The organism is Pseudomonas soli, from assembly GCF_900110655.1.
Taxonomy (GTDB): domain Bacteria; phylum Pseudomonadota; class Gammaproteobacteria; order Pseudomonadales; family Pseudomonadaceae; genus Aquipseudomonas; species Aquipseudomonas soli.
Genome location: NZ_FOEQ01000010.1, coordinates 139906 through 162566, shown reverse-complemented (window position 1 = coordinate 162566; position 22661 = coordinate 139906). Strand labels below are relative to the sequence as shown.

At 63.7% G+C, this 22661-nt stretch carries 21 protein-coding genes; 10 read left to right on the top strand and 11 right to left on the bottom strand.

Annotated elements, in window-relative coordinates; translation table 11 throughout:
* Positions 1-73 precede the first annotated feature (73 nt).
* Positions 74-529 (top strand): redox-sensitive transcriptional activator SoxR, encoded by a 456-nt coding sequence (gene soxR / locus BMY03_RS20365; RefSeq protein ID WP_046854849.1) that lies wholly within the window; start codon positions 74-76, stop codon positions 527-529.
* Between the two features lie 3 nt (positions 530-532).
* Here soxR and BMY03_RS20360 read toward each other — a convergent pair whose 3' ends face one another.
* Positions 533-1096: a helix-turn-helix domain-containing protein gene (locus BMY03_RS20360; protein ID WP_094012098.1), complete on the bottom strand. Its 564-nt coding sequence runs from the start codon at positions 1094-1096 to the stop codon at positions 533-535.
* Between the two features lie 84 nt (positions 1097-1180).
* Here BMY03_RS20360 and BMY03_RS20355 point away from each other — a divergent pair, with 84 nt between their 5' ends.
* From BMY03_RS20355 to BMY03_RS20325, 7 genes are all read left to right on the top strand, one after another.
* Complete coding sequence (locus BMY03_RS20355) at positions 1181-2125, top strand: DMT family transporter (protein WP_094012097.1); 945 nt, start codon at positions 1181-1183, stop codon at positions 2123-2125.
* A 332-nt stretch (positions 2126-2457) separates the two neighbouring features.
* A complete protein-coding gene (locus tag BMY03_RS20350; RefSeq protein ID WP_038706466.1) occupies positions 2458-5364 on the top strand; it encodes a monovalent cation/H+ antiporter subunit A in 2907 nt (968 codons plus the stop codon).
* On the top strand, positions 5364-5708 hold the full coding sequence (locus BMY03_RS20345) for a Na+/H+ antiporter subunit C (protein ID WP_023632557.1): 345 nt from the start codon (positions 5364-5366) through the stop codon (positions 5706-5708). The genes BMY03_RS20350 and BMY03_RS20345 overlap by 1 nt, the downstream gene beginning before the upstream one ends.
* A complete protein-coding gene (locus BMY03_RS20340; protein ID WP_094012096.1) occupies positions 5705-7384 on the top strand; it encodes a monovalent cation/H+ antiporter subunit D in 1680 nt (559 codons plus the stop codon). The genes BMY03_RS20345 and BMY03_RS20340 overlap by 4 nt, the downstream gene beginning before the upstream one ends.
* Positions 7381-7869: a Na+/H+ antiporter subunit E gene (locus BMY03_RS20335; protein ID WP_094012095.1), complete on the top strand. Its 489-nt coding sequence runs from the start codon at positions 7381-7383 to the stop codon at positions 7867-7869. The genes BMY03_RS20340 and BMY03_RS20335 overlap by 4 nt, the downstream gene beginning before the upstream one ends.
* Positions 7866-8144, top strand: a complete 279-nt coding sequence (locus tag BMY03_RS20330; RefSeq protein ID WP_023632581.1) for a K+/H+ antiporter subunit F — start codon at positions 7866-7868, stop codon at positions 8142-8144. The genes BMY03_RS20335 and BMY03_RS20330 overlap by 4 nt, the downstream gene beginning before the upstream one ends.
* Positions 8141-8506 carry a Na+/H+ antiporter subunit G gene (locus BMY03_RS20325; protein WP_023632580.1) on the top strand — a complete coding sequence of 122 codons (366 nt, stop codon included), beginning with the start codon at positions 8141-8143 and terminating at the stop codon, positions 8504-8506. The genes BMY03_RS20330 and BMY03_RS20325 overlap by 4 nt, the downstream gene beginning before the upstream one ends.
* 3 nt (positions 8507-8509) lie before the next feature.
* Here the strand turns inward: BMY03_RS20325 and BMY03_RS20320 are convergent, their stop codons facing one another.
* Together BMY03_RS20320 and BMY03_RS20315 are read right to left on the bottom strand one after the other, a co-directional pair.
* Complete coding sequence (locus BMY03_RS20320) at positions 8510-8719, bottom strand: hypothetical protein (RefSeq protein ID WP_094012094.1); 210 nt, start codon at positions 8717-8719, stop codon at positions 8510-8512.
* Entirely contained in the window at positions 8716-9186 is a 471-nt protein-coding gene (locus BMY03_RS20315; RefSeq protein WP_038706469.1) for a hypothetical protein, read from the bottom strand. Before BMY03_RS20315 ends, BMY03_RS20320 begins: the two co-directional genes overlap by 4 nt.
* A 210-nt stretch (positions 9187-9396) precedes the next feature.
* On the opposite strand from BMY03_RS20315, the gene BMY03_RS26225 reads away from it, so the two are divergent.
* On the top strand, positions 9397-9684 hold the full coding sequence (locus BMY03_RS26225) for a hypothetical protein (RefSeq protein ID WP_123902486.1): 288 nt from the start codon (positions 9397-9399) through the stop codon (positions 9682-9684).
* 5 nt (positions 9685-9689) lie between these two features.
* Here BMY03_RS26225 and BMY03_RS20305 read toward each other — a convergent pair whose 3' ends face one another.
* From BMY03_RS20305 to BMY03_RS20295, 3 genes are all read right to left on the bottom strand, one after another.
* Positions 9690-9884 carry a hypothetical protein gene (locus tag BMY03_RS20305; RefSeq protein WP_094012104.1) on the bottom strand — a complete coding sequence of 65 codons (195 nt, stop codon included), beginning with the start codon at positions 9882-9884 and terminating at the stop codon, positions 9690-9692.
* 115 nt (positions 9885-9999) lie between these two features.
* A complete protein-coding gene (locus tag BMY03_RS20300) occupies positions 10000-11595 on the bottom strand; it encodes a methyl-accepting chemotaxis protein (RefSeq protein ID WP_094012093.1) in 1596 nt (531 codons plus the stop codon).
* Positions 11596-11756: 161 nt separating this feature from the next.
* Positions 11757-12161, bottom strand: a complete 405-nt coding sequence (locus BMY03_RS20295) for a TraR/DksA family transcriptional regulator (protein ID WP_023629711.1) — start codon at positions 12159-12161, stop codon at positions 11757-11759.
* Between the two features lie 356 nt (positions 12162-12517).
* Between BMY03_RS20295 and BMY03_RS20285 the strand changes: the two genes are divergently transcribed.
* A complete protein-coding gene (locus BMY03_RS20285) occupies positions 12518-17065 on the top strand; it encodes a hypothetical protein (RefSeq protein ID WP_143067572.1) in 4548 nt (1515 codons plus the stop codon).
* A gap of 30 nt (positions 17066-17095) precedes the next feature.
* Here BMY03_RS20285 and BMY03_RS20280 read toward each other — a convergent pair whose 3' ends face one another.
* From BMY03_RS20280 to BMY03_RS20260, 5 genes are read right to left on the bottom strand one after another with little or no spacing between them, the layout of a single operon-like run.
* Positions 17096-17869, bottom strand: coding sequence for an enoyl-CoA hydratase (locus tag BMY03_RS20280; protein ID WP_038706471.1), 774 nt, complete (start codon positions 17867-17869; stop codon positions 17096-17098).
* 13 nt (positions 17870-17882) lie between these two features.
* Positions 17883-19010, bottom strand: coding sequence for an acyl-CoA dehydrogenase (locus tag BMY03_RS20275; protein ID WP_038706472.1), 1128 nt, complete (start codon positions 19008-19010; stop codon positions 17883-17885).
* Positions 19011-19018: 8 nt separating this feature from the next.
* The gene (locus BMY03_RS20270) at positions 19019-20212 is read right to left on the bottom strand and encodes an acetyl-CoA C-acyltransferase (RefSeq protein WP_094012090.1); all 1194 of its coding nucleotides are present in this window, start codon (positions 20210-20212) and stop codon (positions 19019-19021) included.
* A gap of 11 nt (positions 20213-20223) precedes the next feature.
* On the bottom strand, positions 20224-20991 hold the full coding sequence (locus BMY03_RS20265) for an SDR family NAD(P)-dependent oxidoreductase (RefSeq protein WP_023629454.1): 768 nt from the start codon (positions 20989-20991) through the stop codon (positions 20224-20226).
* 14 nt (positions 20992-21005) lie between these two features.
* Complete coding sequence (locus tag BMY03_RS20260) at positions 21006-22652, bottom strand: AMP-binding protein (protein WP_023629453.1); 1647 nt, start codon at positions 22650-22652, stop codon at positions 21006-21008.
* Positions 22653-22661: the final 9 nt, after the last annotated feature.

The following is a 22661-nucleotide window of genomic DNA, read 5'->3' as shown; positions in this document are numbered from 1 at the left end:
TTTGGGCTCTTGCAGCAGATGGTCGTGGAGGGTAAAACCTCTAGCTAACTCAAGGTCAAGGATTTTATTGCCGATGAAGCCCCCTTCCTCCCAGGAACGCCTGCTCAGCGTCGGCCAGCTGGCCGCCCGTAGCGGCGTGGCCGTGACCGCCCTGCACTTCTACGAGACCAAGGGCCTGATCCACAGCACCCGCAATGCCGGCAACCAGCGGCGTTATCCGCGGGCCGTGCTGCGCCGGGTGGCGGTAATCAAGATGGCCCAGCGCCTGGGCATTCCCCTGGCCGACATCGCCGGCGCCCTGGATACCCTGCCCTGTGACCACACGCCCACCGCCGACGACTGGCAGCGCCTCTCGGCGCGCTGGCGCGACGACCTGAGCCGGCGTATCGACGAGTTGGTGATGTTGCGCGACCAGCTCGATGGCTGCATCGGCTGTGGCTGCATGTCGCTGAAAGAGTGCCCGCTGCGTAACCACCACGACCGGCTGGCCGATGAAGGGCCAGGCCCTCACCCACCCAGCCAGGATTGAGCCTCAGATCACCACATTGCGCACGAAACGCACCGCCTCCTCGCCATCATTGCGATAGGCGTAGCGGCAATCGCTGGGGAAGACGAAGAACTCGCCCTTGCCCAACTGCTGCTCGCCGCCTTCGATGACCAGCGTCAGGCGGCCTTCGGCCACATAGATCTGCTCGCTCCAGCCGGCGGCATCTGCCTCGCTGGCGTAGCACTCGCCGGGGGCGAGGGTCCATTCCCACAGCTCGACCTCGCGCCGGGCCGGGCTGCTGCCCAGCAGCACGGCGCGGCTGGCAGGGTGCACACCGGCCCAGGCCAGCTCGTCGATACGGCTGGTGTCGCGGCGATCGGGCGCCTGGATCAGGGTGCTGAATGCCACCCCGAGCGCTTCGGCGATCAGGTCCAGGGTGGTAAGGCTGACATTCTTCTCGCCGGCCTCGATGGCCACCAGCATGCGCCGGCTGACCCCGGAGCGTTCGGCCAGGGCGGCCTGGCTCAGGCCGGCGTCACCGCGCAGGCGGCGAACATTCTGGCTGACATGCTGCAGCACCGAAGCCCGGTGCTCGGAATCTTTGTGCACTATATTGCTCACTGGTAGGGGGTGCGCAGTATACTGCCCACTTTGCGGCGAATTGTGCGCCGCCCCTTCTGAGTGCGCAAGACCATGAGCCAGGCCTCCCCCAGCAAGCCCGCCGTCACCTTCCGCCTGAGCAAGGCCGAACTGGTGCTGGTGTTCATCACCATGCTCTGGGGCGGTACCTTCCTGATCGTGCACAACGTCATGACCGTCAGTGGCCCGATGTTCTTCGTCGGCCTGCGCTTCGCTGCCGCCGCGCTGTTCGTCGGCCTGGTGTCGGCCCGCTCGCTGGCAGGGCTGACCGCCACCGAACTCAAGGCCGGGGTGCTGATCGGCGTGTCGATCATGCTCGGCTACGGCTTGCAGACCATGGGCCTGCAGACCATCAGCAGCAGCCAGTCGGCATTCATCACCGCGCTCTATGTGCCCTTCGTGCCCTTGCTGCAATGGCTGGTGCTGGGCCGCCGCCCGGGCCTGATGCCGAGCCTGGGCATCGGCCTGGCCTTCGCCGGGCTGATGCTGCTGGCCGGCCCCGAGGGCGGCGCGCTGCACTTCAGCGAAGGCGAGCTGGTGACGCTGGTCAGCGCCGTGGCAATCGCCGGCGAGATCATCCTGATCAGCCGCTACGCGGGCAAGGTGGATGTGCGTCGGGTCACCGTGGTGCAGTTGGCCACCGCCTCGGCGCTATCGTTCCTGATGATCGTGCCTACCCAGGAGCCGCTCCCCGACTTCTCCTGGCTGCTGCTGGCCAGCGCGGTGGGCCTGGGCGCCATGAGCGCGGTGATCCAGGTGGCGATGAACTGGGCGCAGAAGTCGGTCTCGCCGACCCGCGCCACGCTGATCTATGCCGGCGAGCCGGTATGGGCAGGCATTGTCGGGCGGATTGCCGGCGAGCGTTTGCCTGGCGTGGCGTTGATCGGCGGGGTGCTGATAGTGCTGGCGGTGGTGGTGAGCGAGCTGAAGATTCGTCGCCAGGATGAGGCCGAGGCGTTGCCGGGCGATGACGCGCGTCAGCGCGAGACGGGATTGTAGGGTCTGTATGAAAAGTCTTGAGACGAAGGTCAGGCAAGGCGAAAACAGCCGAGGAAGCGGAGTTTACGGGTTGTAAATGAGCATTCCGAGGCTGTTTTCAACGCAGCATCACCGAGTATCAAGGCTTTTCATACAGAGCCTAGCCCTCCTGCACATCCTCGGGGCTGCAAAGCAGCCCCACGGCTACGCGCTCACCCGCTATGCTTTGTAAAAAACTGTTATAAAAAAACAGCTTGTCACAGCACATTTGTACGATCCTGCAACTGCTTGCGTGTTGGTGATCATCCCCCCGGCACGTATGATCCTTGGCAAACTTCTCAGAACAGAACGCTATGTCATTGATTGTGCTATTGCTTCTGCCCTTCGTGGGCAGTTGCCTGGCGGCTGTCCTGCCGCACAACGCACGCAACGCCGAGTCCATTCTCGCCGGGCTCGTGGCCCTGGTCGGCACCGTCCAGGTGGCGTTGCTGTACCCTCAGGTGGCCGATGGCGGGGTGATTCGCGAGGAATTCCTGTGGCTGCCCAGCCTGGGCCTGAACCTGGTCCTGCGCATGGACGGATTCGCCTGGCTGTTCAGCCTGCTGGTGCTGGGTATCGGCAGCCTGGTGGCGTTGTATGCGCGCTACTACATGTCGCCGCAGGACCCGGTGCCGCGCTTCTTCGCCTTCTTCCTGGCGTTCATGGGCGCCATGCTCGGCCTGGTGATCTCCGGCAACCTGCTCCAGCTGGTGTTCTTCTGGGAGTTGACCAGCCTGTTCTCGTTCCTGCTGATCGGCTACTGGCACCACCGCGCCGACGCCCGCCGCGGTGCCTACATGGCGTTGATGGTCACGGGGGCCGGCGGCTTGTGCCTGCTGGTCGGGGCACTGCTGCTCGGCCATGTGGTCGGCAGCTATGACCTGGACAAGGTCCTGGCTGCCGGCAACATCATCCGCCAGCATGCGCTGTACCCGGTGCTGCTGCCCCTCATCCTGATCGGCGCCCTGACCAAGAGCGCGCAATTCCCCTTCCAGTTCTGGCTGCCCCATGCCATGGCGGCGCCCACACCCGTCTCGGCTTACCTCCACTCGGCAACCATGGTCAAGGCCGGGGTGTTCCTGCTCGCCCGGCTATGGCCTGTGCTGTCGGGCAGCGAGGAGTGGTTCTGGATTGTCGGCGGCGCCGGCGCCGCCACCCTGCTGCTCGGCGCCTTCGCCGCGATGTTCCAGAACGACCTCAAGGGCCTGCTGGCCTATTCGACCATCAGCCACCTCGGCCTGATCACCCTGCTGTTGGGCCTGAACAGTCCGCTGGCAGCTGTCGCCGCGGTGTTCCACATCCTTAACCACGCCACCTTCAAGGCCTCGCTGTTCATGGCCGCGGGGATCATCGACCACGAGAGCGGCACCCGCGACATCCGCCGTCTCAGTGGCCTGTTCCGCCTGGTGCCATTTACCGCCACCCTGGCCATGGTCGCCAGTGCCTCGATGGCAGGGGTGCCGCTGATGAACGGCTTCCTGTCCAAGGAGATGTTCTTCGCCGAGACCGTGTTCATCAGCTCAACCGCCTGGGTCGAAGCGGCCCTGCCGGTGATCGCCACCCTCGCCGGTACCTTCAGCGTGGCCTATGCGCTGCGCTTCACCGTCGACGTGTTCTTCGGCCCTACGGCCGACGACTTGCCGCACACGCCCCACGAGCCACCCCGCTGGATGCGCGCGCCAGTCGAACTGCTGGTACTCACCTGCCTGGTGGTCGGCATTTTCCCGGCACAATCGGTCGGCCCACTGCTGGCCGCCGCCGCGCTGCCGGTCGTAGGCGGCACCCTGCCGGAGTACAGCCTGGCCATCTGGCACGGCTGGAATGCGCCGTTGATCATGAGTCTGATAGCCATGAGCGGCGGCATCGTTCTCTACCTGCTGCTGCGCAAGCAGCTGCAGCGCGGTCGTTTCCCCCACCCGCCGCTGATCGAGCGCTTCAATGGCAAGCGCCTGTTCGAGCATGGCCTGGTCCGCTTGATGCTGCTTGCACGGCATCTCGAGCGCCTGTTGACCACCCGCCGCCTGCAGACGCAGTTGTTCATGCTGGTGCTGGCAGCCTTCATCGCCGGCCTGACGCCACTGCTGTACAGCGGCCTGAGCTGGGGCGAGCGGCCGAAAATTCCCGGCTCCGGGGTCTTCGTCGCGCTGTGGCTGATCGCCATCGCCTGCGCCATCGGCGCCGCCTACCAGGCCAAGTACCACCGTCTCGCGGCGCTGATCATGGTCGGCGTCTGCGGCCTGATGACCTGCATCACCTTCGTCTGGTTCTCCGCGCCTGACCTGGCCCTGACCCAGCTGGCGGTCGAAGTGGTGACTACCGTGCTGATCCTTCTCGGGCTGCGCTGGCTGCCGCGACGAATCGAAGGCGTCTCGCCACTGCCGGGCAGCCAGGACCGTGCCCGCCTGCGCCGCCTGCGCGACCTGCTGCTGGCGGTGCTGGTCGGCGGCGGCATGGCCCTGCTGTCCTACGCCATGCTCACCCGCCCCACGCCCAACGACATTTCCTCGTTCTTCCTCAGCCGCGCCCTGCCGGAGGGCGGGGGCACCAACGTGGTCAACGTGATGCTGGTTGACTTCCGTGGCTTCGACACCCTCGGTGAGGTCACCGTGCTGGTGGCCGTGGCGCTGACCGTGTTCGCCCTGCTGCGCCGTTTCCGCCCGCCCAAGGAGAGCATGCAGTTGCCGGCACAGCAGCGCCAGCTGGCACCGGACGTGGTCACCGACCTGGTCAACCCGCGCCATGCCACAGACACCGCGCTGGGCTTCATGATGGTGCCGGCCGCCCTGGTGCGCCTGCTGCTGCCGATCGCCCTGCTGGTGTCGATGTACCTGTTCATGCGCGGCCACAACCAGCCCGGCGGCGGTTTCGTCGCGGGCCTGGTGATGTCGGTGGCGTTCATCCTGCAGTACATGGTCGCCGGCACTCAGTGGGTCGAGGCGCAGATGAGCCTGCGCCCACTGCGCTGGATGGGCACCGGCCTGCTCTGCGCCACCCTAACCGGTGCCGGGGCGATGCTGCTCGGCTACCCGTTCCTCACCACCCACACCGCCCACCTGCACCTGCCGCTGCTGGGTGACGTGCATGTGGCCAGCGCGCTGTTCTTCGACATCGGCGTGTACACCGTGGTGGTCGGCTCGACCCTGCTGATCCTCACCGCGTTGGCCCACCAGTCGGTGCGTGCCTACCGCCCCGCCAAGTCCAGCCAAGCAGGAGCCGCCTGATGGAAGAAGTCATTGCAGTCGCCATCGGTGTGCTCGCCGCCTCGGGGGTCTGGCTGATCCTGCGCCCGCGTACCTACCAGGTGATCATGGGCCTGTGCCTGCTGTCCTACGGCGTCAACCTGTTCATCTTCAGCATGGGCAGCCTGTTCATCGGCAAGGAGCCGATCATCAAGGACGGCGTGCCCCACGACCTGCTGCACTACACCGACCCGCTGCCCCAGGCGCTGGTGCTGACCGCCATCGTCATCAGCTTCGCCATGACCGCGTTGTTCCTTGTAGTGTTGCTGGCTTCCCGTGGGCTGACCGGCACCGACCACGTCGATGGGCGGGAGCGTGACGAATGAGCGGGATGAATCAACTGATCATTGCGCCGATCCTGCTGCCGCTGCTCACCGCGGCGCTGATGCTGCTGATCGGCGAAAAGCACCGCTGGTTGAAGGCGCGCCTGAACCTGCTGTCCACCAGCCTTGGCCTGGGCATCGCCGTCACCCTGCTGATGTGGGTACGCACACAGGGCCAGGCCGAATCCATCGGCGTGTATCTGCCGGGCAACTGGCCGGCACCGTTCGGCATCGCCCTGGTGGTCGACCACCTGTCGGCGCTGCTGCTGACGCTGACCGGCATCATCGGCCTGAGCGCTCTGCTGTTCGCCCGGGCCCGCTGGGACGGTGCTGGCGCCAGCTTCCACGCGTTGTTCCAGATCCAGCTGATGGGCCTGTACGGCGCCTTCCTCACCGCCGACCTGTTCAACCTGTTCGTGTTCTTCGAGGTGCTGCTGGCGGCCTCCTACGGCCTGCTGCTGCATGGCTCCGGGCGGGCACGGGTCAAGGCCGGGCTGCACTACATCGCCATCAATCTGTTCGCCTCGTCGCTGTTCCTGGTGGGCGCGGCCATGCTTTACGGCGTGACCGGCACCCTGAACATGGCCGATCTGGCACTGAAAGTACCGCTGGTACCTGAAGCCGATCGTGGCCTGCTGCATGCCGGCGCGGCGATCCTGGCCATCGCCTTCCTGGCCAAGGCCGGGGTCTGGCCGTTGAACTTCTGGCTGGTACCGGCCTATTCATCGGCCAGCGCGCCGGTCGCCGCCCTGTTCGCGATCATGACCAAGGTCGGGTTGTACGCCATCCTGCGCCTGTGGACGCTGCTGTTTTCCGGCCAGGCCGGCGCCTCGGCATTTTTCGGTGGTGAGTGGCTGGTCTATGGTGGCCTGGCGACCCTGGCCGTGGCGGCCATGTCGATCCTCGCGGCGCAGCGTCTGGAGCGCCTGGCGGCGCTGAGCATCCTGGTGTCCGCGGGCACGCTGCTGGCCGCCGTCGGTTTCGGCCAGCCGATCCTCACCGGCGCCGCGCTGTTCTACCTGGCCAGTTCCACCTTGGCCCTGTGCGCGCTGTTCCTGCTGGCCGAGCTGGTGGAGCGTTCGCGCTCGGCCAACGAGGCGCCGCTGGAAGATGAAGAAGGCGCAATGCCTTCGCCGCTGGAGTCGCTGCACCCACCCAAAGGCATCAACCTGGACGACGAGCAGCAGGTGGTGATCGGCCAGATCATTCCCTGGACCATGGCCTTCCTCGGCCTTGCCTTCATCGCCTGCGCCCTGCTGATCATCGGCATGCCGCCCCTGTCGGGGTTCATCGGCAAGCTCAACCTGATCAGCGCGTTGTTCAACCCGCAAGGCATGGGCGTCAGCCCAGAGCAGCCGCTGGGCGTCGCGGGCTGGACCCTGGTCACCCTGTTGGTGCTGTCGGGCATGGCCTCGCTGATCGCCTTCGGCCGGGTGGGCATCCAGCGCTTCTGGAAGCCCGAGGAGCGCCCCTCGCCGGTGCTGCGTCGCTATGAATGCGTGCCTATCGTCATTCTCCTGGGCCTGTGCATCTTCCTCAGCCTCAAGGCTGAGCCGCTGCTGCGCTACACCCAGGACACCGCCGCGAGCCTGAGCACGCCGGAGGCCTACGTCAAGGCGGTGATGGCCACCCGGCCACTGCCCGGCCCGACCACCCTCAGCGCGGAGGCGCAGCCATGAGCCGACTGTTCCCTGCGCCGCTGCTGTCCGTCGCACTGTTCGTACTATGGTTGCTGCTCAACCTCTCGGTCAGCCCGGGCAACCTGCTGCTGGGTGCCGTGCTGGGCATCCTCGCGCCAATCCTGATGGCCCCGCTGCGCCCGCAGCACGCCCACGTGCGCCGCCCATGGGCAATCGCCAAGCTGATTGGCCGGGTAGGCCTCGACGTGATCCATTCCAACCTGCTGGTGGCTCGTGGCGTCCTGCGCGCGGGCAGTACTCCACCGCGCTCGGCGTTCGTGCACATCCCGCTGGATCTGCGCGATGCCCATGGCCTGGCAGCGTTGTCGATGATCACTACGGTGGTGCCCGGCACCGTCTGGTCTGAACTGGCACTGGATCGCAGCGTACTGCTGCTGCACGTGTTCGACCTTGAAGACGAAAAGGCCTTCATCGAACACTTCAAGCACACCTATGAACGTCCGCTGAGGGAGATCTTCGAATGAGCGGCCTGCTTGCTTATGCCGTCCTCGCCAGCCTGTTCATCTTCGCCATCGCCATGGGCCTGGCACTGATCCGGGTGTTCCGCGGGCCGTCCGCCCAAGACCGCGTGCTGGCACTGGACTACCTGTACATCCTGGGCATGCTGATGATGCTGGTACTGGGTATTCGCTACGCCAGTGACACCTACTTCGAGGGCGCGCTGCTGATCGCCCTGTTCGGCTTCGTCGGCTCGTTCGCCCTGGCCAAATTCCTGCTGCGTGGCGAGGTGATCGAATGAACGAAGCTATCGTACTGCCGTTCTGGCTGGAACTGCTGGTATCCACGCTGCTGCTGCTGGGCAGCCTGTTCGCCCTGATCGGCGCCATCGGGCTGGTTCGTCTGAAAGACTTCTTCCAGCGCATGCACCCGCCCGCGCTGGCTTCGACCATCGGGGCGTGGTGCGTGGCGGCGGCCTCGATCCTGTACTTCTCGGTGCTCAAGCAGAGCCCGGTGCTGCATGCGTGGCTGATCCCGATCCTGCTGTCGATCACCGTGCCGGTGACCACGCTGCTTCTGGCCAGGGCCGCGCTGTTTCGCAAACGCACCTCGGGTGAACACGTACCCGAGGAAGTCAGCAGCGGGCGTGACCGCGGCAACTGAGGCTCATGCCTGGCTCAGGCGCTGCAACTCGCGGCGTACCATAGAGGCAAACGGCGGCGGGCTCATCTGGTAGAGCTCGCCTGCAACCCAGGCCAGCCAGGCGCCTTGCAGCACCTCCCGGCGCGCCAGCAGGCGCTCGGCCTCCTCCACCGCACGCGCCTGGTGCTCGCGGTGAAAGTCTGCCCGCGAGCCCGCGCTGGGCTCGCCGCTCATTCACTGGCCTTGAAAGTGGTCAACTCGCCCTTGCGCCATTTGGCGACCTTGCCAGTCACGGCCTTGAGCAACTTGCCCAGGCCTTCCTGCACCTGTTGCTGGGCAGCGAACACCAGCATCACGCCATGCCCGTCGCGGAACACGATACCTTCGCCTTCCGGTACCGAGACGAAGGCGTAGTCGCCCTGGCCATAGACGTTCAGCTTGATCTCGCGAAAACGCAACTCCAGCTTGCCACCTTCGCGGCTGGGCAGCACCGCGGCACGGAAGTGGTCGCCTACTTTCAGTTCCAGGCGCTGCTTGTCATCGACCACCATGGCGTCTTCGGTGTCGATTTCGGCCATGTACAGGCCTTCCGGATTCTGCTCGGTGACATAGATGAAACGCCCGTGGAACAGTTTGACCAGTTGGGCGCGCAAGTCGCCCAAGGCGAACAACGCATGGGTATCCAGTGTACTGACTGCCAATGAAAGGCTCCTCACATCGATTGCAACGGCCACGCCACGGACACCGCAGGCGTCAGGTGGCAGGCACTGTTTAGTCATGGTCCGCAGGACCGTGAAACAAGCATCAAAGCGTCCTCGCGCAACGGCGCAGGCGCAACCAGGAAGTGATTCACCCAGCCACCGCCCGGCGACGCGAAGTAAGCTTCGGCTTGATTCCGCAAAGGAAACGTAATGTCCGACAGCAAAAATGCCGGAAAAGATGCGACAAACAACGCCAGTTCTTTGGCCAGAAAGGAATGCTGGTCTTCAGTCGCGCATTACAGGAGAGCAAATATGCACGAAAACACCGAAACCCGTCGAGAGGCACGTAATATTTCTGATCGGGAAATGCCTCGCTATATCGTCATCCCCGCAGGCAACGCGTTCTACCACATTGCCGAGCGCGATACCGGGCGCGTAAGGGGATTTCGCCAGTGCCACAAACAGGCCTGCGCACTGGCCCGGCATTTCGAGCGCTGAATCTTTCAGGCGGCGCTGCACCGCTGCAGCTGGGCCAGCCAGGCAGCCCGGCATTCCAGTGCTTCGGCGCGGCTGGCGAACGCCGTGCCACGGCGCTCGCCATCGACCAACACCACCCAGCATACCCGTTTACCTACGGCCTGCATTGATCGCGGCACACCGGTGCCGATCATGGCGGCTACATCGACTTGGCTATTCACCATTCCCTCCGGAATTTAATTAGCAACCTAACGATGTGCGCATGATACGACCAGCCCTGCCGGGGAAAAAGCGTCGCCTGGTACAGCTGTATTGCAGTAATGGCAACAAATCCGCTCAACCCAGCCCCGGATCTGGCCGGTAGCCCAGGCGCAGCCCACCCCAGTGCCGACCTTGGACGAAGATAGGCACGGACAGGTCGTGCATCAGTTCCCCTGTATCGCGGGTGTAGGTCTGCAACAAGACTCGCTGCTGATGACTGCCACAGCGACTGCCGGTACGATCGTCGAAAATGCGTTTGCTGCGACTGTACGCAGTGTCATGTGCTGGGTCGCCGGTCAAGGGTTGGTTGAAGACGTTATTGTGGGTGGGCACATAACCCTGCTGCGTACACGCGATGGCGTAAACCAGCCCGTCGTGCTGCACCAGCGGCTCCTGGATCTGTGGCAGCACGCTATCGGTGTAAGGGTCGAAGCGCGTAGTGAAGCGCTGTGGCTGCACGCCAGGGATCGGTCGGTAATGGCGATCGAACAGATCGTCCAGGCTGATCCGCCCCTTCTCGACATCTGCCTCGAACTGCTCACTGATCTGCCGAGCACCGGCCTGGGCAAGTTCGAAGACACGCTGGTGGTAGGCATCCAGCCCCACCTCGGCCAGGCGCTCGCTAATGTTCTCGACCTGTCCCTCCATCTGCACGGCCGCCTCGGCCAGGTGTCGAGTCTGCTGGTCACTCACCAACAAATCACCGCGCACCTGGGCCACGGCCTGGAACAGGTTGTCGAGTTGGGCCTGGTTGGTCTGCGTGCCCTGGGCAATCTCGCTGACCTGGACTTCGACACTGGCCGCCAGCTCGGCGATCTGCGCCAGCTGCCCACCAGTATGCTCGACCTGCTTGACCCCGGCGCCCAGCTCATCGGCCAACCCTCGGATCTGTTCCACCACTTGGGCAGTGCGCGCTTGGATGTCGGCCACCATCTGCCCGACCTCCTCGGTGGCACTGGCGGTGCGCCCAGCCAGGCCACGCACCTCATCGGCGACGACCGCAAAGCCACGACCGTGTTCGCCAGCGCGCGCCGCCTCGATGGCGGCATTGAGCGCCAGCAGATTGGTCTGGCTGGCAATCGCCTGGATCACCAGGGTGACCCGGGCGATATCCTCGCTACGCTGGTGCAGCGCCTCGATCAGCTCGCGGCTGGCACTGGCCCGCTCGCTCAGGTCACGCATGCGTTGTATCGACTCGCCCAGCACGGCGCTGCCCGCGACGCTGCTGTCATGGGCCGCACGTGCGGCGGTCAGGGCCTGCTGGCTGAGCTGGGCGGTGGCCTGCTCGGTGGTGATCATGATCTCGGCGCTGCCGACGATCTCCTGGGCCGCGCCCAGTTGCGACTGTACCCGCGCCGCCAGCTGCTGCACCGAATGGGCCACTGCGGCGGCGGACAGGGCATTGTGGCTGGTGCCGCGCGCGAGCTCTTGCAGCAGGCCATCGTCCTGCGCGGTGGGCGTAACCGCAGGCACTGGCGCACGCCGTCCACGCGGCAGCCACAGCACCAGCAGCGCCAGGGGCACGACCAGGTACAACGCCAACCCGGCATAGGCCATGGCGGCCAGCAGCGCGCACAGGGCAACACCCTGCAACAGGGCAACGCCAGCACCCGTTTGGCAAGGCTCAGGTCGAGGTGTTTCAACGGCTGACAGAGATCCTTCTCGCATCATCTTCGTGGTCCATCCGCGTGTCGTTATTGTGACGTCATTAAACGCCACTATAACGCCATTATCCATGCCTCCAGAGGGGCAAGACGGTCGCAGTTGATGCAGGGCAAGAAAGCAAGAAGGCCCCAGGGATCGCTCCATGGGGCCTTGCGCAAGGCGTTGGATCAGATCTGCCGCTGGTGGCGGTCGAGCTGTTCGTGACGCTCCTGGGCTTCGATGCAGTACTTGGTAGTCGGGCTGATCAACAGGCGCTTCAGGCCAATCGGCTCACCACTGTCGTCGCACCAGCCAAAGCTTTCGTCGGTGATGCGGTCCAAGGCCATCTCCAGTTGCGGCAGCAGGCGCTGGTCGCGGTCGATGGCATTGACCAGCCAGGTGCGCTCTTCCTCGACCGATGCCACGTCAGCGGGATCCGACGGGGTATCCAGGCTTTCGATAGCAGTGCGGCTCAGTTCGATGCGCTCGTGGGTTTCGACTTTCATCGCCTGCAGCAACGCGGTGAAATATGCGAGCTGCTCGGCATTCATGTAGTCATCGGCCGACATGGCCAGCAACTGTTCCTTGGTCATCGATTTCTCTATGAAAAATGTGCATATGGGCGATTCGGGTGCCAGCGACGCGACGGCGTCGACGGCGAAATTCTTCAAGCGCCAACCGGCACTCTTTTTACAGGGGGCGGAAGTCTAAGGTGCCAGGCGGCAGCGGGCAACATAAATGACGGAGGATTTGTCCGAAACAGCCAGGAATCCGCCTACTGGTGCGTTGCCTGCGCTTCACGACGAGGCACAGAAAAATATGTAGTAATAAATATTGGCTGCAACCACCCCCGCTCGCAAGCGTCGCAACGTCAGGAGGTATCGGGTTAATGACCAGAGCCGAGCGCAAACGCGCTTGATACAGCCTCGATCAGATAGGAGGCCTGGCCATGAATGACACAACAACTCGACGCTTTGTCCGCTCCAGCACGCTTCAATGCAAAGTTGCCCGACGCTTCGCCGATCGTCCGGAATTGCTCGATGCTGCGGAGCATATCCTGGCAGCACAATGGCTCCATTATCTGCCAGACGATACCCATGATCCAACGGGGCTCTATCTCGCCAGCCGGCAATCAAGCTCCAACAGCCTGTGGGTTCGCCCCTTGTCGCATGTGCTCACCGAGCGCTATTGCCTGGGCCGGACCCTCAACCTGACGATTGACGAAGATACCCTCACTACGCATGTCGATGCTGATCCCGCCTGGCAGGTGGACATCCCCTTGCATCAAGTGGAATTGCTGATCAATGACACTGCACCGTTTCTGCTCGATGTGTACCAACAATCCTTGGCGACCCATTGGAGCCGCTTCGACACCAGGGGTGAGACCCCGTGGCAATGGTATGCCGAAGACCTTCGCAACCGCTTTCTGGCAGCCATCGACGCCCATCAGAACGCCGGCAGCCTGTCTGATTTCGCCTTGGTCATCGCCAGGCTGGTGCATAGCCAACCTGATTCCGGGTACCGAAATTGGCAGAACACAGGTGGCTTGAGCGTCTCGCAGCTTGCCGTGGATTTCTCCGAGGTCGGGATGCTGGACAACGAACTGGCGAGCGCACTGTTGATCGAGCACCGCGATGCCGATCCCGAGCGCAAGGTGACCCTTCTCTACAGCCTGACAGGCAAGCTCCTGGCTTTCCCCTCCCGCCAGGACCTGTTGCAGGCCATCGCTCGATACTGGCCCGCAAGATCCCGAACCGCGTGCCGGAAAGTCAGCATCGGCCCGCCCGCGCAAGGCGACTTCGAAAGCATGGCGCTGGGCGTTCTGGAGCAGCAACTGCGCATCATCGACAGTCGTGCCGCAAGCTATCGGAGCAAGCTTGACGCCATCAATATGAACCTGGAACTGGACAGGCTCACCTCCATGCTGGACCTGTGCAGCAATACCGAATCCAGAGCGCGTAATACGTTGTCGGCCCAACTGCCCGACTGGCTGCGCGACGCGGGGAGCCAGCCCTTGTTGCGCTACAGCACGCTGCTGTTCGACGTCGCCCAGGCTCTCCATACCTCCAAGGGGCAGTTCTGGCTCGATGGGGTCGACAACGCCGTGGAGTTCGCCAACCGGAAACTTGCCGCACGCTTCGCTGCGGATCACCCGGGCGATCCGCTCGAACCTGAGCAGATCAGGATCATCAACTACCAGGTGATTGGCGCCGCTGCCGGGCTTCCTGGACTTGGCAGCATAGGCGAGGTGACCCCCGTCACCTTCTCTCTCGCCCGACTGGCCATCGCCAATGTCGGCTTGCTCAAACCGGGTCGGGTGGAGCTGCACTCCAATGATGCCGCGCCCTTGCCTGCCTGGCTGACTGAAAGCTACCTGCGCGAAGTGGTCGAAGACCTGGATATCGCCAGTGCCTATCCAGCCATGCTGCGCAGCAAGTTGCTGGATGACAGCGGCCAGCGCGAGTGGCGCCAGCGCCAACTCTTGGCGCAACTCGGCAGCCAACTGCCGGCGCTGGCGCAAGAGCTGTATCTACGGGGGAAATTGCCGGACCCGGAGGTCGTCAGTCACATCAGCCAGTTGTTCTGCGACGCTGACGAGAATGATCCGAAGCGCTGGGTGATCAGACCGCTGGGTCTACTCAAGGCACCTGACTCGACAGTGGATCACCCACGCAACACCTGGCTCATAGAGCCCTATTCACCCAACGCCAACAGTTGCCTGCTGTACCGCCCCCTGCACCAGGACAGCCTGCTGCACTTCACCGATCGGCTGGCGCTGTTCGTGGCCATCAGCACCCCTGGCGCTGTGCAGGACGACCTGCTGCACCGTCTTCCGGCCGAGGACCGCAGATTCTATGCCCACGGTGGCTTCCTCGAGCCACATCTGTTCGTACCACTGGATGACACCAGTGCAGTCCCGTTCGGCACGCCCGCGCCGGTGGAACTGACATTCGAAGCACCTTCCAAAGACCTTGGCGCAGATCTCTACCTGGCTTGCGTCAACGAATCGATCCATGAGTTCGAAGAGCATGCCTGGACGAGCGCGCAGACCCGCTGGGCACGCTGGAAAGAGCTGGGAGGACTACTGTTCAACACCTTGCTTCCCCTCGCAGGAGGCGCACTGGGCAAAGTGGCCTGGCTGGCGCAGATGGAAGTGGCACTGGCCGATTTCATCGAAACGGATGCCGGGCAGGATTCCTCAAGGTACTGGCAGGCAGGGGTCAACCTGCTGCTCAATATCGTCATGCTGCTGGCTACACATGCTGATACTCGCCTGAGAGAGGAAAATGGTGAGGAACGCTCACTGGGGATGTCGGTCACGCCCCCCATCGATACAGCGCCGGAACCAGCCGCGCCCGCCGTGGTAGAAGGTGTCTCTGCGATACATCTCGACTTCAGCTGGGGGCGCCCCACCCGCACTTTGACTGTTGCGCAAAGCACTAGACTGCACGCCTTGCAGGCGGATATCGATACCACCGTACTCGGGGAACCGTTGCCCAGCAGCAACCTGCGCGGCCTGTACCTGCATGAATCAAGGCTCTACACGGTGCTGCAGGGCAAGGTGTACCAGGTCATGCTCGACCTGCCTCGCAATCAACTGCGCATCGTTGGCCCTGACGAAACCCCAGGCCCCTGGCTACGGCGCGACGAAGTAGACCGCTGGCAACTGGATCTGAGCCTCACTCTGAAGGGTGGCATGCCACTGTCCGCACAGGTCCGAAAGCTGCAGCTGCAAAAAGCGAGCGCCCTGCGTACTGCAAACGAACTGATCAAGGCCGACAAGGACACCATCGACGCCAGGATTCTGGAACAGACCACACTGGAGAAGCTGGTCGCCAGCCCTCTCGACGATGCCCGCCTGCACACCTGCCAGGACAAGCTCGATACCCTCTCGGAGTTCTGGGCGACACACATCGAGCATCTGAAACAGCGCAACACATTGCAACCAGTGAAGGACTTCAAAAAAGTCCACGCCTTCGCACTGTATCATGAGAGTTTCTGCCAGCGCCTGTTGCGCAAAGTGCTGCACCTGCGCTATCGCCCTGATCGAGACCAATTGCTCAACGCTGCCAGCCTCCAGCAGGCCGGCGAGGTCCTCACCCCCGGGGACGTCAGTATCATCGCCGCCCGCCTGGACAGAATGGCCCCCCTGATAGACCGGATGATCGACAACAATCGACGCTTGCGTCACTGCCAGGATGAACTGAGCAAGCTGGCAAGCCCCCACCAGCCCGAGATCCGGCGATGGCGGGACTTCGCCGTCAGCATGCCGGCAACGCCGGAGCAGGAACTGATCCTGCGCTTCCTGCGGCTTGAAGGACTGCTCAACCGCATGACCCTGGTACACGGCCTGAGCGAGGAAGCGTGCTACTGGAGAGACCGCTTCTGGGGCAACTTCGAACTGGGTATCGCTCAGCGAGCCAAACTGTTCAAGCTGTCAAGCACCGATGACGAAATCACCACCAGACTACTGCGCAGCATTATCGGCCACCTCACGGCCGCATCCCGACAACTGCAAATCTTCACGGCACTGGTCAAGGACAGCGCGGCGTTACAGACCGCGCGGCAGATGAATGAACAAATCGACTGGCTGCTGGAACGAAACCGCGAGGACCTGAAAGAACTGCCCGACTATCCGCCGGTCAGCAGCCTGGGGCAACTGCGCAAGAAGGTACCCGGGCTGATCGAGACCAACGAACATGGGCTTCTGCTGGCCGATCCACGCAGCGACGATGCCAACACCGTCGATATTCCCGGCCCAGACGACAAGACACCCACGCGTACCTACCACCTCAAGCATGGCGACTGGGTGGAGCTCAAGCCCTCCCAGCCCGCCTCCCGCTCAACACAGTCGAGTCTCAAACGCCTTCTCAAGGACAGCGACGCATTGATTGCGCAGGCCCACGACGAGGTGGCGAGCCTGCAAGCGCAGTCAAGTCGCTATCTGCCAGTAGAGCTCCAGGAGAGCGTGCTCTATCAACGCACCCGCCTGCTCGAACGCGTCGATGCCATCGAGGCACGGCTGACCGAGATCAACGAAACCGACGACGCTCATGGCGGCAAGGATGCCGAACTGGTCGCCGGATCCCTACGGCGGCTGGCCGATGAGTTGGAAGGAACGGCTACACGCTTGCGCGTGTCAGCCGCACTCACGCAGAGACCGCGCATGGTTGAGCTCATGTATCTGGTGGATAACGGGCTCGTGCAGTTGCGGGCCGAAGGGGTACGCAGTCGACTGGCCAGGGCCAAGGGGCGGCCAGCCGATTTTCTCGACGAATACAGCATCAGCCACGAAGGCAAGGTGCTGTGGTACGCACACTTCCACTACCCATCGACGACCACCGCCAAGACAGACTTCACCGCTGGCCACCTGAAGACAGCAGCGCAACGGCATATGCCAGGCCAGCGCTACAGCGATGGCAGCGGTAACATCGTGGATGTATACCGTGCCCCGATTACCAGCGCGGCCGCCGCCAAGTACTTCTTCAGCCTTTAGACCAAAGGGGCGGCTGCGGCCGCCCCCCCGTCAACAGTCCTTGAATTGCGCCTCGCGCTTGGCGATGAAGGCGGCCATGCCTTCCTTCTGGTCCTCGGTAGCGAAGGCGGCATGGAACACCCGGCGCTCGAAGCGGACCCCCTCGCTCAGGGTGACTTCAAACGCCCGGTTGACGCTCTCCTTGACCATCATGCTCACTGGGATGGACTTGGCAGCAATGGTCGCTGCCACTTTCAGTGCCTCCTCCAACAGCTCGGCCTGCGGCACGATGCGCGCTACCAGGCCCGCGCGTTCGGCTTCCTCTGCCCCCATCAAGCGGCCGGTCAGGCACAGTTCCATAGCCTTGGCCTTGCCTACCGCGCGAGTCAGGCGCTGGGTGCCGCCCATGCCCGGCAGCACGCCAAGATTGATTTCCGGCTGGCCGAACTTGGCATTGTCGGCGGCGAGGATGAAATCGCACATCATCGCCAGTTCGCAGCCCCCACCCAAGGCAAAGCCGGACACCGCGGCGATAATCGGCTTACGCCGGTTAGCGATGCGGTCGGCGTCACTGAACAGGTCGTCGACGTAGATCTGCGGGTATTGCAGCTCGGCCATTTCCTTGATGTCGGCGCCGGCAGCGAAAGCCTTGGCAGAGCCGGTCAACACCACGCAGCCGATGTCTGGATCACGCTCGAGCTGGTCCAGGGCCTGGTTGATTTCACCAACGATCTGCGCATTCAGCGCATTGAGCGCCTGCGGACGATTTAGGGTGATCAGGCCGACCTTGCCGTGGATGTCCAACAGGATGGTTTCGAATGCCATGCAGACTGCTCCTTCAAAGATTGCGCGCAATGACCATGCGCTGAATGTCGCTGGTACCTTCGTAAATCTGGCAAACCCGCACGTCGCGGTAGATGCGCTCGAGCGGGAAGTCGCTCAGATAGCCATAACCACCCAAGGTCTGCAAGGCGTCCGAACAGACCTTTTCGGCCATTTCCGAGGCGAAAAGCTTGGCCATCGAGGCTTCCACCAACGCCGGGCGCCCGGCGTCGCGCAGGGCGGCGGCGTGCAGCACCATCTGCCGGGCCACGGCGATCCTGGTGGCCATGTCGGCCAAGCGGAAGGCCACGGCCTGGTGCTCGATCAGCGGCTTGCCGAAGCTTTGCCGTTCGTTGGCGTAGTCGCGCGCCACCTCGAAGGCGGCGCGGGCCATGCCCACCGACTGCGAGGCGATGCCGATGCGCCCGCCTTCGAGGTTGGCCAGGGCTATCTTGTAGCCCTGCCCTTCTTCTCCGAGGCGATTGGCCACCGGCACACGCACATTGTCGAAAACGATCTGGCAGGTGTCGGAGGCATGTTGACCAAGCTTGTCCTCGACGCGTGTCACCTGGTATCCCGGTGAGTCGGTGGGCACGATGAAGGCCGTGATGCCACGCTTGCCAGCGTCCGGATCGGTGACAGCGAAGACGATTACCACTCCGGCGTTTTGCCCGGAGGTGATGAACTGCTTGCTGCCGTTGAGCACGTAGTGGCCACCCTCCAGACGGGCGCGAGTCTTCAGGCTGCTGGCATCGGAACCCGCCTGGGGCTCGGTCAGGGCGAATGCGCCGAGCATCGCGCCACTGGCCAGCGGCGCGAGGAACTGCTGCTTCTGCGCCTCGCTGCCGAACTTGAGGACCGGCACGCATCCCACCGAGTTGTGCACGCTCATGATGGTCGAGCAGGCACCGTCACCGGCGGCGATTTCTTCAAGGGCCATGGCATAAGCCACGTAACCTGTGTCACTGCCTCCGTACTGCTCCGGCACCAGCATGCCGAACAGTCCCAACCCGGCCATTTCCTCGATGGCTTCTTTCGGGAAGCGATGCTCCTTGTCCCATTGCTCGGCGAACGGCTTCAACCGTTCCTGGGCGAACGCACGCACGGCGTCGGCGATCTGTTGTTGCTCGTCAGTTACCAACATGGTTCACCTCAGTACAGGCATTCGACGGCCATGGCCGTCGCTTCGCCACCGCCGATGCAAATGGCCGCCACGCCACGGCGCAGGTTGTTCTGGCGCAGCGCCGACAGCAAGGTCACCAGGATCCGCGCACCCGAAGCGCCGATTGGGTGGCCCAGGGCGCAAGCGCCACCATGGATGTTGACCTTGTCGTGGGGCAGGTCGAGATGCTTCATCGCCGCCAGGGTGACCACCGCGAACGCTTCGTTGATCTCGAACAGGTCCACCTCGGCCAGGTTCCAGCCAGTGCGTTCGAGCAGCTTCTCAATGGCGCCGATCGGCGCGGTGGGGAACAGCGCCGGGGTATCGGCGAAGGCAGCGTGGCCATGGATCAGCGCCAGCGGCTTGAGGCCGCGCTTTTCGGCCTCAGAGCGCCGCATCAAGACCAGCGCCGCGGCCCCATCGGAGATGGAGCTGGAGTTGGCGGCAGTGACAGTACCGCCCTCGCGGAAGGCAGGTTTCAACTGCGGGATCTTGTCCAGGCGAGCCTTGGGCGGCTGCTCGTCGTCCTTGATGACCCGCTTGTCCTTGCCCTCGGTGACCTCCACCGCAACGATCTCGGGCGCAAACCGACCGCTCTTGATTGCATCCTGGGCACGGGTCAGCGAAGCGATGGCGAAAGCATCCTGGGCTTCGCGGCTGAAAGCGCCCTTCTGCGCGCAGTCTTCGGCAAAGGTGCCCATCAGACGGCCTTTGTCGTACGCGTCCTCCAGCCCGTCCATGAACATATGGTCGATGATCTTGCCGTGGCCCATGCGATAGCCGCCACGGGCCTTGTCCAGCAGGTAGGGGGCGTTGGTCATGCTCTCCATGCCGCCGGCGACGATCACGTCGGCGCTGCCGGCGAGCAACTGGTCATGGGCCAGGATAGCGGCCTGCATGCCCGAGCCGCACATCTTGTTCAGCGTGGTGCATGTGGTGTGCTTGTCCAGACCGGCACCGAGCGCTGCCTGGCGCGCAGGAGCCTGGCCCTGGCCAGCCGGCAGCACGCAGCCGAACAGTACCTCCTGGACGCTGGCAGCATCGATACCGGCGCGCTCGACGGCGGCTCGGATCGCCGCACTGCCCAGTTGCGCCGCGGTCAGGCTCTTGAGGTCGCCCTGCAGGCCGCCCATCGGCGTACGCACGGCGCTGACGATAACAATCGGATCGTTGGCGAGGGTCATGTTCAATCTCCTTACTTGGCAGCCATGCGCAGCGCTCCGTCGAGGCGGATCACCTCACCGTTGAGCATGCTGTTTTCGATGATATGGCGGACCAGTGCAGCGTATTCCTGAGGGCGGCCCAGGCGAGGCGGGAACGGCACGCCAGCGGCCAGCGAAGCACGTACTTCCTCGGTCATGCCGGCCATCATCGGCGTTTCAAAAATGCCCGGGGCGATCGTCATCACGCGGATACCGAAACGTGCCAGCTCACGGGCAGCGGGTAAGGTCAAGCTGGCGATGGCGCCCTTGGAAGCGGCATAGGCCGCCTGGCCGATCTGCCCATCGTAGGCGGCGATGGAGGCGGTGTTGATGATCACGCCACGCTCCCCTTCCTCGTCCGCAGCCCCTTCGGCCATGGCCGCAGCAGCCAGCCGCAGCAGGTTGAAACTGCCGATCAGGTTGACGTTGATGACCTTGGCGAAGCTGCCCAGGGCGTGCGGGCCATTCTTGCCCAGGACCTTTTCGGCACCGACGATGCCTGCGCAGTTGACCACCCCGTGCAGGCTGCCAAAGGCACCAACGGCGGCGTCGATTGCGGCTTGTACGGCCTGTTCGTCGCTGATGTCGGCCACCGCGAAGCGGGCATGGTCACCCAGCTCGCGCGCCTTCGTTTCGACGGCCTGGGCATTGAGGTCGACCAGCATGACCTTGGCACCAGCCTCGACCAGCATGGACGCAGTAGCGGCACCCAGCCCAGAGGCGGCGCCGCTGACGATGAAGTGCTTGTTCAGTAGTTGCATGATCGGCTTTCCTTTCAGGCGCTGACAGGGGTGATCTGTTGCGCTTGTTGTTTGGCGACTTCCTGGTTACGCAGGATGAAGCGTTGCAGCTTGCCGCTTGGGGTCTTGGGCAGCTCGCTGACGAATTCGATTTCACGGGGGTAGGCATGTGCGTACAAGCGCTGGCGCACATGCTGACGCAGGTCCTCTTCCAGCTCGGCGCTGCCTTGATAGCCGGCGGCCAAGACCACGAAGGCTTTGATCAGCTCAGTGCGCTGCGGATCCGGTTTACCGATCACCGCCGCCTCGATCACTGCGGGGTGCTCGATCAACGCGCTCTCTACATCGAACGGGCCTACTCGGTAGCCGGAGGTGGTGATCACATCGTCACTGCGCCCGACGAAGCTGACGCTGCCTTCCGGGTTCAACTCGACGGTGTCGCCGCTGAGGTAGTACTTGCCGACAAAGGCCTTGGTCGGTAGACCGTGGTAGCCAGCGAACCAGCACAACGGCGATTGCTCGCGATCGACAGCGAGGATGCCCGGCTGTCCGGCTGGCAGTTCCTGCCCCTGCTCGTCCAGTACCACGATGCGATGGCCGGGGATGGCGAAACCGGCCGCCCCCATGTGCACCGCATGTCGCAAACCATGGTGGTTGCACAACACCATGCCCAGCTCGGTCTGGCCGTAATGGTCGTGGATGGTGACCCCCAGTTCTTCGGCGAACCAGCGGATCACCTCTGGGTTGAGCGGCTCACCGGCACTGCTGACCACCCGCAGGCGCCCGTTGACAGGTGCCGAGAACTGCTCGCCGGCGGCAATCAGCAGGCGAAATGCGGTGGGAGAGCCGGCCAGGTTAGTGATACCCAGCTTGTCGATCACCCGGGCGCAGCTGTCGACGCTGAAGGGGCCATCGTAGAACGTGGTGGCATGGCCCAGCGACAAGGGACCGGTCACGGCGTAGTACAAGCCATAGGCCCATCCTGGGTCGGCCAGATTCCAGAAGTTGTCTTCTGGGCGCAGGTCGATGGCATCGCGCATGTAGCCCTGGAAGGCGACGATGGCGCGCAACGGCACTTCCAGCGGTTTGGCAGGGCCGGTGGTGCCGGAGGTGAACATCAGCAGGAACGGGTCGCTGCCCGAGCGCATGACCGGCTCGCAAACCTGCGATGCGCTGTCCATGCATTGCTGAAAGTCCAGTTCGCCACTGCGGGCGTTTACCGTGATGATGGTCGGGCAGCCGTGCACATCGTCCAGTTTGCAACGGTTAAGGCTGTCGGTCACAACGACGCGGGCGCGGGATTGCGCCAGACGGTGCTCGATGGCCTTGGGACCGAAAGCAGTGAACAACGGTTGATACACTGCCCCGAGGCGCCATGTGGCAAGCACCGTGACCAACAGCTCGGCCGTGCGCGGCATGAGCCCTGCTACCCGGTCCCCGGCACCCACTCCTTGAGCCTTGAGTACATTGGCGAAGCGGACCGCAAGGGATTGCAACTGATCGAAGCTGTAACGGCTGCTGTTGCCATCGCGGTCCTCGTGCAGCAGCGCCAGCCTGCCGCTGCCGACATGTCGGTCACAGCATTCGACACAGGCATTGAGTGCTTCGAGGTTGCCATGCAGCGCTGTCGCAACAGCTTCGCCATACTCGAACACACGAACAGCCTCGGCGTAATCACGCATCGTCGGACT